The sequence below is a fragment of the Bradyrhizobium sp. USDA 4538 genome (assembly GCF_024171045.1).
Classification (GTDB): Bacteria; Pseudomonadota; Alphaproteobacteria; order Rhizobiales; family Xanthobacteraceae; genus Bradyrhizobium; species Bradyrhizobium australafricanum.
The window spans coordinates 5786331-5799195 of record NZ_JALJZE010000001.1; the positions used below are offsets into that span (position 1 = coordinate 5786331).

A 12865-nucleotide genomic window follows, 5' to 3' on the forward strand; every position below is an offset into this window, starting at 1 on the left:
ATGACCGCTTCCGCCAGCCGCGACGTGATCATCGGCATTGACGCCGGCACCTCCCTGATCAAGGCGGTGGCGTTCACGTTGAATGGCGAGCAACTAGCCGATGTCTCGCGGCCGAACGCCTACGTTAGCCCGGCCAGCGGCCATGTCGAGCAGGACATGGCGCGGACCTGGAGCGATACGGTCGCGGTCATTCGTGCGCTGGCGAAGTCCGTGCCTGACCTGTCGGCGCGGATCGCGGCCGTCGCGGTGACCGGGCAGGGCGACGGCACCTGGCTGATCGATGACGACGGCCGGCCGGTCGCGCCGGCGCTGCTGTGGCTCGACTCGCGCGCCGGGCGGCTGGTCGAGGCGATTCGCGGCAGCGAGCACAGCGCGATCCTTTACCGTCGAACCGGCTCCGGGCTCAATGCCTGCCAGCAAGGGCCGCAACTGGCCTGGCTGCAGGCCCACATGCCCGACACGATCGCCAGCGCGACCACGGCCTTCCACTGCAAGGACTGGCTTTATTTCCTGCTCACCGGTGAACGCGCAACCGATCCGTCGGAAGCCACGTTCTCCTGCGGCGATTTCCGCAAGCGAGCATTCGACGCAGAGACCGCGCGGTTGATCGGTATCGCCGACCTGACGCGCCTGTTCCCGCCGGTCGTTGACGGCGCGGTCATGACGCATCCGCTGACCGCGGCCGCCGCCATCGAGATCGGCCTGCCGGAAGGTGTGCCGGTCTGCCTCGGCTATGTGGACGTGATCTGCAATGCGCTCGGCGCCGGGCTCTACGATCCGTCACCCGATGTCGGCTGCACCATCATCGGCTCGACCGGCATGCATATGCGGCTGGTACCGAGCGCCGACGCGGTGACACTGAATCGGGAGGCAACCGGCTACACCATGCCGTTCCCCGTGCCCGGTCATTATGCCCAAATGCAGTCCAACATGGCGGCGACGCTGAACATTGACTGGATGCTCGATCTCGCCTGCGACATGCTGGCGGCGGAAGGCGTGACGCGCACACGCGCCGAGCTGATCCGCCGGCTCGACGATCAGGTGCTCCGGGCCAGGCCCGGCGAGGTGCTGTTCCACCCGTTCATTTCCGATGCCGGCGAGCGCGGTCCGTTCGTCGCGCATGAGGCCAGCGCGCAATTCTTCGGCCTGCGCTCGCGCCACCGCTATGGCGACTTGATGCGCGGCGTGATGGAGGGCCTGGCCTTCGCCGCACGGGATTGTTACGCGGCGATGGGGTCGCTGCCGCGCGATGTCAGGATCACAGGCGGCGCGGCGAAGAGCCGTGCGCTCGGCGCCATCCTCGGGGCCGCACTGGATTGCGACGTCCGCATCTGCAGCCGCGCCGAGGCCGGCGCCGCAGGCGCTGCGATGATCGCGGCGGTCGCGATCGATGCCTATCCCGACATGCGCGCCTGTGCCGAGCAGTGGGTCGCGCCGCATCTAAGTGCGCCGCAATCGCCGGACGCCGCGCTGGCGAAGCGCTATGCCAGCATCTTCCCGACCTATCTCGAGGCAAGGCTGGCGTCGCGGCCGGTCTGGAAGCAACTCGCCGCGCTGCGCGCCGGAGGCGATCATGTCTAAGTCCATCGCCATCGTGGGCGACCGCTTCATGCTGCCCTCGGTGTTCGCCGAGCACATCCGATCAGCCTGCGGCGATGGCGTCGATATCCGCACCCTGGAGCAGCCCTGGCCGGACGAGCCGATGGAGCACGGTTACGCCGGCTCGAAGCTCGATGGCCTGAAGGAGTTCATGGGGCAGCCCGACGAGATCATCGGCTTCATCGGCGATGCCGAGCTGCTCGTCACGCATCTGGCCCCGATCTCGCGGTCGATGCTGGAGCGGCTGCCGAAGCTGAAGTTCATCGCGGTGTCGCGCGGCGGCCCGGTCAACATCGACATGCAGGCGGCGCGCGACCACAACGTGCTGGTGGTCAATACGCCCGGCCGCAATGCGAGCGCGGTCGCGGAGTTCACCATCGGCGCGATCCTCGCCGAGACGCGCCTGATCCGCAGCGGTCACGAGGCGCTGCGAGGCGGGGAATGGCGCGGCGATCTCTATCGCGCCGACCGTACCGGGCGCGAGCTCGGCGAGATGACGGTCGGCATTGTCGGCTACGGCGCGATCGGCAGCCGCGTGGTCAAGCTGCTGAAGGCCTTCGGCTGCAAGATCCTGGTCGCCGACCCCTATGTCCAGCTCAGCGCCCAGGACCGCAATGACGGCGTCGAGCATGTCGCGCTCGGCGAATTGCTCGGCCGCGCTGACGTCGTCACGCTGCACGCCCGGGTGACGCCGGAGACCACCCGTTTCATCGGGCGCGAGGCGCTGGCGCGGATCAAGCCGGGCGCGTTCCTGATCAACACCGCGCGCGGTCCGCTGGTCGACTACGAAGCGCTGCATGATGCGCTGGCATCGGGGCATCTCGGCGGCGCCATGCTCGACACCTTCGCGGTCGAGCCGGTTCCGGCGGACTGGCCGCTCTTGCGACTTCCCAACGTCACGCTGACGCCGCACATCGCGGGCGCCTCCGTGCGTACGGTCACCGTGGCCGCCGTGCAGGCGGCCGAAGAGGTTCGCCGCTTCCTGGCCGGCGAGCCGCCACGCAATCCGTGCTGAAGAGAAAGGCAGTTCGTATGACCCGTGAGGAACGACAGTTGCGCGAGGCGATCATCGCCAAGTGCCGGTGGATGAATGCGTCGGGTCTCAACCAGGGGACATCGGGCAACATCTCCGCCCGCTACAAGGACCGGATGCTGATCACGCCGTCGGCGACGCCCTACGATTCGATGAAGCCGGAGATGATCGCCTCGATGCCGCTTGAGGGTGACTATGGTGCGTGGGAGGGGCCGCTGCAGCCGTCCACCGAATGGCGCTTCCATCTCGACATCACGCGCGCCCGGCCCGATGTCGGCGCCATCGTCCATACTCACTCGACCTACGCGACCGTGCTCGCCATCGCGCGCAAGCCGATCCCGGCCTGCCACTACATGATGGCGGCGTTCGGCGGCACCGAGATCCGCTGCGCCGGCTACGCGCGCTACGGCACCAAGGAATTGTCCGATCATGCGATCGCGGCGCTCGAAGGACGCAATGGCTGCCTGCTCGCCAATCACGGCATGATCGCGCTCGGCGCCAATCTCGACAAGGCGATGTGGCTCGCGGTCGAGCTCGAGACCATCGCGCGTCAGTACTACCTCTCGCTGGCGCTCGATTCGCGCGTCATCCTGACCGACGAGGAGATTGCCGACACCGCGAAGGGATTCTCCACCTACGGCCTGCAGGCGCCGAAGCCGAACAAGGCCCGCGCAACGGCAAAGGCAGCGCCGCGCCGCGCCGAGAAACGGCGCAGCAGCAAGCGATGACGGGCACTGCGCCGGTCGCAGGTACGGATCACGGGCTGGTCGATATCGCGGTGATCGGTGGCGGCATCAACGGTGCCGGTATCGCCCGCGACGCCGCCGGCCGCGGCCTGAAAGTGCTGCTGTGCGAGAAGGATGATTTCGCCGAGGGCACCTCGTCGCGCTCGGGCAAGCTGATCCACGGCGGGCTGCGCTATCTCGAATATTATGAGTTCCGCCTGGTGCGCGAGGCGTTGATCGAGCGCGAGGTGCTGCTCGCCTCGGCGCCGCACATCATCTGGCCGATGCGCTTCGTACTGCCGCATTCGCCGGAGCAGCGGCCGGCGTGGCTGGTCCGCACCGGCCTGTTGCTCTACGACCATCTCGGTGGCCGCAAGCAGCTGCCGGCGAGCCGCAGCCTGGATCTGTCCCACGCTCCAGAGGGCGCGCCGCTGCGTCAGGAGTTCCGGCGAGGCTTCGAATATTCGGACTGCTGGGTCGATGACAGCAGGCTGGTGATCCTCAATTTGATCGATGCCGCGCAGAACGGCGCCTGCATCCTGCCGCGCACGCGGGCGGTGCGCGCGCGCCGCGACGGCGAGACCTGGCTGCTCGACATGCACGGCGACGACGGCACAACGCAGGTCGTGCGGTCGCGCGCGCTGGTCAACGCCGCCGGGCCGTGGGTTCAGGATGTCATCCAGGGCGTGGCGGGTCTGAACTCGGCCCAGAGCGTACGGCTGGTCAAGGGCAGCCATATAGTGGTGCCGAAATTCTGGAGCGGGCCGCAGGCCTATCTGCTGCAGAACAGCGATCGCCGGGTGATCTTCGTCAACCCCTATGAGGGCGATCTCGCGTTGATCGGCACCACAGACATTCCCTATCACGGCCGCGCCGAGGACGTCGCGATCGGCGAGGACGAGACCGATTACCTGTTGCAGGTCTTGCGCCGCTATTTCCGAACGCCGCCGCAGGCCGGCGAGATCGTGCATGTGTTCTCCGGGGTCCGGCCGCTCTACGACGACAACGCCGACAATCCGTCGGCCGTGACGCGCGACTATGTGTTCGAGGTTCATGGCGCGCAGGATGTGCCGCCGCTGCTGTCGATCTTCGGCGGCAAGATCACGACCTACCGCCGGCTGGCGGAGCAGGCGCTGCAGCGCCTCGCGCCGTGGTTTCCGAAGCTGTCGTCGGCCTGGACCGCGGATCGGCCGCTGCCGGGCGGCGGCATCGGCGGCAGCTTCGATGAGTTCGCAAATCGGCTGGCACGCGACTATCCCGATTTGCCGCGAACGCTCATCCATCACTATGCCCGTCTCTATGGGACGCGCGCGCGCCAACTGCTGGGTCCGGTCCGCCGCGCCGTAGACCTCGGCCGTCATTTCGGCGGTGAGTTCTATGAATGCGAAGCGGTGTATCTTCGCGAGAAGGAGTGGGCCAGGAAGCCTGCCGACTTCCTGGACCGGCGCACCAAGCACGGCTTACACTTGACGCCCGCGCAGCGGGTCGCGTTCGAGAGCTACCTCTAGGACGCGATTTGCGTCCAGGTGCGTCACGCAATCGTTTTCAAATACAGGCTCGGATCGAAATATTTGCTTGCCGGGGTAAAGTCCTTGATGCCGGCATTGGCCATGAAGAAGTCGGTCGATTGCTGCAGCCAGTTGGTGACCGTGCCGTCGGAATACATCCGCTTCCAGTCCCGTGACGAGAACATCTTCTGCGCCTTGAACGATTCGTCGATGTCGGCCATCGGCGTCTGGCTGTAGTGGCCCTTCTGCAGCTTTTCCATCGCTTCGGTGCTGTTCGCGATGATGTAGTCATTGGCATCGGCCCAGCCACGGATCAGCTTCGCCAGCGTTTCCTTGTTGGGCTCGTAATAGTCGTTGGCCGCGGCCCAGCCGCCGATGATCGCGGCCTTTGGATAATAGGCTGAGGCGTCGGCGAGCTTGACCGCGCCCGGCACCTTGTCGCGAACCGTCACGTTGAAAGGCACCCAGAGCGCGACGGCAGGTACCGCGCCTGAAATGAAGGCGGTTACGGCGGCCGGCATGGTCTGGTTGACGAGTTCGACCTGTTTGGGATCGACCTTGTTCGCGCGCAGCGCGGTGTCCAGGAACACATGCGCGGTGGTGCCGGTCGCAGTTGCGATCCGCTTGCCCTTCAGGTCCTCGAATGACTTGATGCCCTGATCGCCGCGCACCCAGAGCTGTGCGGTCGCGACCTCGATGTCGTTGATGAGGAAGACCTTGCCCTGGCCGCGGGCGGGGAAGTTCGAGAGCACGGCGCCCGTCGCCAGCACGTCGAGGCTGCCGCCGATCAGCGCCTGGAAGATTTCGAGGCCGGTATTGAACTGCCGCAGCTCGAGATCCAGTCCCTGCTTTTCGAAGGAACCGCGGTCCATGCCGGTCCAGATCTGGCCGTCGACGGCAACGGTGTGCAGATAGCCGACACGAACTTTTGTTTTTGCCTGAGCAATCGCAGGGGCTGCGGCGGTGAAGGACCCCAGGGCAAGCCCGGCCGTCGTGGTCAGAAATTGTCGCCGATCCATAGGTCGTCCTCCGCTGTGTTGTTTATTCCGAGAAAGAGACCGGACGCATCTGCGCCTGCTGGGCGCGATACTCGTCCATCACCAGATGCTTGATATAGCTTCGCAGCTCGCCGAATTCGGGCCGTTCCTGGATCGATTCATCGCGCGGATAGGCGAACGGCACGTCGATGATCTGCCTGATCCGCGCCGGCCGCGCGGTCACCACCACGATACGGGACGCGAGATAGATCGCCTCCTCCACGGAGTGGGTGATCAGCATGACCGTCTTGCCTTCGGTCTGGAGCACCTTGAGCAGCAGGTTCTGCATGTTGGAACGGGTCTGGGCGTCGAGCGCACCGAACGGCTCGTCCATCAGCAGGAACTGCGGCTTGACCGCGTAAGCCCGCGCGATCGCGAGCCGCTGCCGCATGCCGCCGGACAAATGCTTCGGATAGGAGTTGGCGAAGTCGGACAGCCCCATCAGGCCGAGATAGTGATCGCAGATCGAATCACGCTCGCCGGCCGCGACGTGATTGGCTCGGAGCGTCAGGCCGAAAGCGATGTTCTGTTTCACCGTCAGCCACGGGAAGACGCCATATTCCTGGAAGATGACGCCGCGCTCGGGACCAGGACCCGTGACGGGCCGCCCGTCGAACAGCACGCTTCCGGTTGTCGGCTTCTGGAAGCCCGCGAGCATGCTCATCATCGTGGTCTTGCCGCAGCCTGAAGGGCCGATCACCGCGATGAAATCGCCATCGTTGATATCGTAGCTGACATCCTCGACGACGTTGAGGCGTCCCTTCGGGGTCTCGAAGGCAAGCGAAACCTTGTCGAACTGTGCACGCGTGGTCATGCGATGGCCCGATCCTGCCAGACCAGCAACCGGGCCGTGATCTTGCGCAGGATCATGTCCATGATCAGCGCGATCAGGCCGATGCAGATGATGCCGACATAGATGACGTCGAGCAGGAAGTAGGTCGATGCATTCTGGATCATGGCGCCAAGCCCACGCTGGGCCGCGATCAGTTCGGATGCCACCAGCGTCGCCCAGGCTACCCCAAGCGCGACCCGCAGCGCGGTGAGGATGTGCGGAACGGTGAGGGGAATGATCACCTTGCGGAAGATTTCCGCCTGATTGGCGCCGAGCGTCTGCGCCACGCGGATATAGAGCGGCGTGATCTGCGAGACACCCTCATACATGACGATCACGCCGGAGAAGAACGAGGCGTAGAACAGGATGACGAGCTTTGCGAGCTCGTCGACGCCGAAATAGACGATGACGAGCGGGATCAGCGCGATCGGCGGCAGCGCGCGGAAGAAATTGATCATGGGGTCGGCGAAGGTGCGGGCCGGGCGATACCATCCGAGCAGGAAGCCGACGGGCACCGCGACGAGAATTCCAAGCGAGACGCCGAAGAAGACGCGCCTGGTCGAGGCGAAGATGTCGATCAGGAGGCCTTCCTTGGTGAGAAGCTCGACGAACTTCGCGGCGACCTGGTGCGGGGCGGGGATCAGCGATGCGTTGACGAAGCCGCTCCAGCGCACGGCATACCAGAGCAGGATCGCACCGACCCACGGTATCAACCCGAGACCAAAGCGTCTCACGCCAGCTCCGTCCATTCGACGCGCCCACCCAGATTGCAGTTGATGTTTGCCCAAGTCATATTATAAATAGGATGACCATACAAGCGCCGCTTTGGTCGTAGGCGCCGCAGGCTTTTCCGCGCATGACATCGCCGCCTTTCACCATCCGGAGCGTCCAGGCCTTTGGCTTTCGTTATCCTCTGACGACACCGGTCATCACCTCGTTCGGGCGGATGGGGGACCGGCCTGCCGTGTTCGTTCGGGTCGAGGACACGGACGGTTACGTGGGCTGGGGCGAGGTCTGGTGCAACTTTCCCGCGCCGGGCGCCGAGCATCGTGTTCGGCTGGTCAACGAGGTCCTGGCACCGGCGCTTGTCGGATTCAGGGCAAGCGAACCTGGTGCCGCATTCGAGCGACTGACGCAGGGAACTTCGGTGCTCGCGTTGCAATCTGGCGAAGCGGGCCCATTCGCGCAGTCGATCGCCGGCATCGATCTTGCGGTCTGGGATCTCCATGCGCGGCGCCGGAACGTTGCGTTGTGGAGATTGCTCGGCGGATCGCGGAAGCGGATAAAAGTCTACGCCAGCGGCATCAATCCGGTCGGATCGGAGCGAGCGGCGGAAGCAGCGCTCGGCCGCGGCTATCGCGCCTTGAAGCTGAAGATCGGCTTCGATCCGGCAGGCGACCAGGCCAATCTCGCCGCGCTGCGCCGCCTCGTCGGCGATGGCATGCTTGCGGCCGATGTCAACCAGGGCTGGACCATCGCGCAGGCGATCGAGCGTGCGCCGCAGCTCGAGCCGTTCGGCCTTGCCTGGCTCGAGGAGCCGATCCGCGCGGACCGTCCGCGGCAGGAATGGAAGCAGCTGCACGAGACGATCCGTTTTCGGCTCGCGGCCGGTGAGAACATCGCGAGCCACGCTGGCTTTGCCGAGGTGCTGAGCGAGCCGGTTCTCGGTGTCGTCCAGCCCGACATCGCCAAGTGGGGCGGGCTTTCGGCTTGCGCCGGCATCGCCCGCGACATCCTGACGTCAGGCAAGATGTTCTGTCCGCACTATCTCGGCGCCGGCATCGGCCTGTTGGCGTCGGCGCATCTTCTGGCGGGCGTCGGCGGCGAGGGACTGCTGGAGGTCGACAGCAATGAGAACCCGCTGCGGGATCAATTCTGCGGCCCCGTGCTGCACGTCAGCGATGGAATGATCGAGCTCGGCGACGAGGCGGGTCTCGGCATCGCGCCCGATCTTGCCTCGATCGAACAATACCGGACCGCGTGATGTCGGGGCTTGGCTACGATTACATCATCGTTGGTGCGGGGTCGGCCGGCTGTGTGGTCGCAAACAGACTGTCAGCCGATCCTGCCTGCCGCGTGTTGTTGCTCGAAGCCGGCGGATCGGACCGGAATTTCTGGCTCAAGCTGCCGGTCGGGTATTACCGGACCATCTACAACGAGCGCTTCTCGCGCCTGTTCAAGACCGAGCCGTCGGAAGGAAGCGGCGGTCGCGCCATCGTCTGGCCGCGTGGCCGCGTGCTCGGCGGATCGTCGTCGATCAACGGCCTGATCTTCATCCGCGGCCAGCACGAGGATTTTGACGACTGGGAACGTCTCGGCGCCGACGGCTGGAACTATCGCGACGTCCTGCCCAATTTCCGGCGCTACGAGCGCTATCGCGGCGGCGAGAGCCAGTTTCACGGCGGCCTCGGTGAGTTCGAGGTCTCCGATCTCCGTAACGACAATCCGGCGTCGAGGGCCTGGGTGGAGGCGGGCGTGCAGTTCGGCCTGCCGCGCAATCCCGACTTCAACGGCGCGACGACGCTTGGCGTCGGTGCCTATCAGCTTGGCATCGGGCGGCATTGGCGGACCAGCTCGGCATCCGCCTTTCTTCGACCGATTGCCGACCGGCGCAACCTGACCATCATCACGCATGCGCAGGTGAGCAAAGTCACTTTCAACGGCCGCGTCGCGACCGGCGTCGAGTGGATCAGCAAAGGGCAGGTTCATCGCGCGACAGCCAATCGCGAGGTCATCCTGTCGGGCGGCGCGCTGCAATCGCCGCAAATCCTCCAGCTTTCCGGGATTGGTCCGGCCGACCTGCTTCGCAAGCACGGTATTGCCGTCGTCACCGACTCGCCCGAAGTCGGCTCCAATCTGCAGGACCACTATCAGGCACGGCTGATCGTGCGCCTGAAGGAGCGGATCTCGCTCAATGACCAGGTCCGCCATCCTGTCGAACTCGCGAAGATGGGGTTGCAATGGATGCTGGCCGGACGGGGACCGTTGACGGTGGGGGCGGGACAGGTGGGCGGAGCGGCCTGTACCGAATATGCGGTCGGTGGCCGTCCCGACGTGCAGTTCAACGTGATGCCGCTCTCCGTCGACAAGCCCGGCGAACCCCTCCACAGCTATTCCGGCTTCACGGCCTCGGTCTGGCAATGCCACGGCCGGTCGCGCGGACAGCTCGCGATCCGCTCGGCCGATCCGTTCGAGCAGCCGCTGATCGCGCCCAATTATTTCGCCGAGGAGATCGACCGCAAGACCATTGTTGCCGGCCTGAAGATCTTGCGCGAGATCTATCAGCAAAAGGCGTTCCGCCCGCTCTGGGACGTCGAAATGGTGCCGGGCCAGGCCGCAAGTAACGATGCCGGGCTGTGGGAGTTTGCGCGCAACACCGGCGGCACGGTGTTTCACTGCGTGGGCACCTGCCGCATGGGCAGCGACGAGCGGGCAGTACTCGATCCGCAGCTGCGGGTGCGCGGCGTCGAGCGGCTGCGCGTCATCGACGCCTCGGTGATGCCGCAGATCACCTCGGCCAATACCAATGCGGCGAGCCTGATGATCGGGGAACGCGGTGCAGCCCTTGTCATGCCGTGATTGGGCCGCTTGATTTCCGGAGGGCGAGATGGAATTGAGTTCCGACAGTCACGTCCCCAAATACGCGCAGATTGCCGATATCTTTCGCCAGCGGATTGCGCGCGGCGTCTGGAGTCAAGGTTTTCGCCTGCCGGCCAACGAGGATCTGGCGGCCGAGTTCGGCGTCTCGCGCGTCACCATCAGGCAGGCCGTCGAACTGCTCGCCCGCGACGGTGTCATCGAGGCGCAGCAGGGCCGCGGCACCTTCGTCACCGGGACTGTACGACAGGACCGCTGGCTCAAGGTCGAGACCACACTGTCCGATCTCGCGGACATGTACCGCGACACCTCGCCGGAGATCATCAACATCTCGGAAAGCCGGAGCGATGCGCCGTTGCTTCCCGAAGACGGCAAGCCGGCCGAGAAATATGTCTTCATGCGCCGTCTGCACTCGCGGCAGAAGCAGCCTTATTGCGTCATTTCCATCTATCTCGATGAGAAGATCTTTCGCAGGTCTCCCAAGCGCTTTCGCAACGAGACGGTGATCCCGATCCTCAACGATCTCAGGGATCCGGCGATCGCCAGCGCCCGCCAGACATTGACCATCGGAACCGCGGACATCGAGGCGGCGCGGCTGCTGCGCGTGCCTTTGAATTCGCCGGTCGCCGAAGTCCGCCGTGTCTTCACGGCGAGCGATCGCACCGTGATCTATCTCGGTGAAGTCACCTATCGCGGCGATTTTGTGCGGATCGATATGGATCTAAGGCCATAGCGCGCAAGTATCACCGCGAAAACAGCTCCTGGTTCCGGCGTTCGAGCTCTTCCCCATAGGTGCGCAGCACATGGGATTCGCTTAAGGTGCCAATCGTGACGCGGTGGTCGGCACGGTCAATGACCGCGAGGACGTCGGCTTCGCTCCGTTCAAAGGCCTTCAGGATCTCGCGAACCGACGTGGTCGGAAGCAGGTATTCATCCTGCTGCTGGGCCAGCGACCCGAGCGGATCGTCGTCCCGATTGGTGACGGAATGCAGCGTCGCCGCCGCGACGATGCCGGCATAGCTGCCGTTCGGATCGCGCAGCACGACCTGTCGGACCTGCGCCGGCGAGAACAGCTTCTGCGCCTCGCCGATCGGCATGGTCGTCAGCGCATTCTCGAAGTCGGCGCGCATCAGGGACGCTGCGCTCATCTGACGGACCCAGCCGATGTCCTGCGGACCGCGGATCACCTCGCCGCGCAGGTGGAAGCGCCATGTCGCAAAGCTGTAGCCGAACAACTCGCGGACGATCAGCGCGCAGACCGATGATGCGACCACGGCCCCGACGGTCACGGAGAAATCGCCGGTGATCTCGAGCGCGAGACAAACCATGCTGAACGGTGCGCCGAGCACACCGGTTCCGAGTGCGGCGAGAGCCGCGATGGCGGCGGTCCCGGGCTGAAGCGCGAGCGTGGGGAAGGGGCCGGTCAGCACGACGCTGTAGAGCTGCCCGATCAGCGCGCCGAGCAGCAGCGAGGCGAAGAACAGGCCGCCGCGAAAGCCGGAGCCGAGCGAGACGGCCGATGCCAGGATCTTGAGCACGATGGTCGTCGTGAGCAGGAGCCAGCTCGGATTGCTGACCAGCAGGATCTGCATTGCGCCATGTCCTGCGCCGAGCACGGTCGGCGTCAGCAGGGCGAGGCCGCCGAGCAGCAGGCCGCCGAGGATCGGGCGCACGAAGCCGCTGAAGAGCGTGACGCGCTGAAAGCAACGTTCGGAGAATGCGACCGCGAGCATGACGAGGATGCTGACGAATGCGCAAATGATGCCGATCAGCACGGTCTGTCCGATCATCTCGACGGACACGGGCGATGGGAAGCCGGGCACCATCAGAAAGGACTGGTGCGTCAACCCCCGCGCCACCAGCCAGGCCGTGACGGCGCTGGCGATGACGGGCACCAGAGCGGCCGAGGTGTAGGCTCCCAGCACGACCTCGAAGGCATAGAAGGCGCCGGCCAGCGGAGCCGAAAACGCTGCGCTGATCGCCCCCGCCGCGCCGCAGGCCACCAACAGCCGCATGTCGTTGCGGCGGGCGGCGAGGCGCTGGCCGACATGGGAGCCAAACATCGAGCAGATCTGCGTGTATCCCGCTTCGAGTCCGACCGATCCACCGAACCCGTTGGACAGCAGAGTCTGGATCGAGATCAGCAGGCTGCCGCGGAAGGACACCCGGCCGCCATAGAGTGCGTTGGCTTCGATGGCGTCGGCGAGCTGCTGTCCCTTGACGCGCCGCGCGAAGTACAGCCCGATCAGCGCCAGGACCAGGCCGCCAACTGCCGGGATCAGCAGCGTGCGCTGCCAGGAAATCACGCCGGTGGCGCTCAGATGTGCGTCGAGGGGAATGTCGAACAGCAGCGCGTGCGAAGCCTGGCTGAGGCCCGAGATCGCGGCAACGAGGACGCCGCTCAGCAACCCGACGACAATGCCGACCAGCACGAGGCCGGTCTCGCGATTGCGCACGAAATTGCGCAAGAACTGCGGCAACAGACGGGTGCCGGGAGCAGGGGCCGGCTTCGCGGCATTTGTCGCCAGCGTCAT

Annotated in this window: 11 protein-coding genes; 7 read left to right on the forward strand and 4 right to left on the reverse strand. The window is 65.4% G+C overall.

Going from position 1 to position 12865, the window contains the following annotated elements:
- From J2R78_RS26190 to J2R78_RS26205, 4 genes are read left to right on the forward strand one after another with little or no spacing between them, the layout of a single operon-like run.
- Positions 1 to 1581, forward strand: coding sequence for an FGGY-family carbohydrate kinase (locus J2R78_RS26190; RefSeq protein ID WP_253607364.1), 1581 nt, complete (start codon positions 1 to 3; stop codon positions 1579 to 1581).
- Positions 1574 to 2614 (forward strand): 2-hydroxyacid dehydrogenase, encoded by a 1041-nt coding sequence (locus J2R78_RS26195; protein ID WP_253607365.1) that lies wholly within the window; start codon positions 1574 to 1576, stop codon positions 2612 to 2614. Before J2R78_RS26190 ends, J2R78_RS26195 begins: the two co-directional genes overlap by 8 nt.
- A 17-nt stretch (positions 2615 to 2631) precedes the next feature.
- Complete coding sequence (locus J2R78_RS26200; RefSeq protein WP_172647311.1) at positions 2632 to 3360, forward strand: class II aldolase/adducin family protein; 729 nt, start codon at positions 2632 to 2634, stop codon at positions 3358 to 3360.
- On the forward strand, positions 3357 to 4865 hold the full coding sequence (locus tag J2R78_RS26205; protein ID WP_253607366.1) for a glycerol-3-phosphate dehydrogenase: 1509 nt from the start codon (positions 3357 to 3359) through the stop codon (positions 4863 to 4865). Before J2R78_RS26200 ends, J2R78_RS26205 begins: the two co-directional genes overlap by 4 nt.
- Positions 4866 to 4888: 23 nt before the next feature.
- Here the strand turns inward: J2R78_RS26205 and J2R78_RS26210 are convergent, their stop codons facing one another.
- The 3 genes from J2R78_RS26210 to J2R78_RS26220 are packed head-to-tail and all read right to left on the reverse strand — an operon-like array spanning position 4889 to position 7468.
- The gene (locus J2R78_RS26210; RefSeq protein WP_028335663.1) at positions 4889 to 5884 is read right to left on the reverse strand and encodes an ABC transporter substrate-binding protein; all 996 of its coding nucleotides are present in this window, start codon (positions 5882 to 5884) and stop codon (positions 4889 to 4891) included.
- Between the two features lie 22 nt (positions 5885 to 5906).
- Positions 5907 to 6716: an ABC transporter ATP-binding protein gene (locus tag J2R78_RS26215; RefSeq protein ID WP_168856291.1), complete on the reverse strand. Its 810-nt coding sequence runs from the start codon at positions 6714 to 6716 to the stop codon at positions 5907 to 5909.
- Positions 6713 to 7468, reverse strand: coding sequence for an ABC transporter permease (locus tag J2R78_RS26220; RefSeq protein WP_225163506.1), 756 nt, complete (start codon positions 7466 to 7468; stop codon positions 6713 to 6715). The genes J2R78_RS26215 and J2R78_RS26220 overlap by 4 nt, the downstream gene beginning before the upstream one ends.
- Before the next feature lie 122 nt (positions 7469 to 7590).
- On the opposite strand from J2R78_RS26220, the gene J2R78_RS26225 reads away from it, so the two are divergent.
- Genes J2R78_RS26225 through J2R78_RS26235 form a run of 3 tightly spaced genes read left to right on the forward strand, consistent with a single transcriptional unit; the run spans position 7591 to position 11064 of the window.
- Complete coding sequence (locus J2R78_RS26225) at positions 7591 to 8718, forward strand: mandelate racemase/muconate lactonizing enzyme family protein (RefSeq protein WP_253607368.1); 1128 nt, start codon at positions 7591 to 7593, stop codon at positions 8716 to 8718.
- Positions 8718 to 10313, forward strand: a complete 1596-nt coding sequence (locus J2R78_RS26230) for a GMC family oxidoreductase (RefSeq protein ID WP_253607370.1) — start codon at positions 8718 to 8720, stop codon at positions 10311 to 10313. The genes J2R78_RS26225 and J2R78_RS26230 overlap by 1 nt, the downstream gene beginning before the upstream one ends.
- A gap of 28 nt (positions 10314 to 10341) precedes the next feature.
- Positions 10342 to 11064, forward strand: a complete 723-nt coding sequence (locus J2R78_RS26235) for a GntR family transcriptional regulator (RefSeq protein ID WP_028335658.1) — start codon at positions 10342 to 10344, stop codon at positions 11062 to 11064.
- A 10-nt stretch (positions 11065 to 11074) separates the two neighbouring features.
- Here J2R78_RS26235 and J2R78_RS26240 read toward each other — a convergent pair whose 3' ends face one another.
- Positions 11075 to 12865, reverse strand: a complete 1791-nt coding sequence (locus J2R78_RS26240; protein ID WP_092086040.1) for a chloride channel protein — start codon at positions 12863 to 12865, stop codon at positions 11075 to 11077.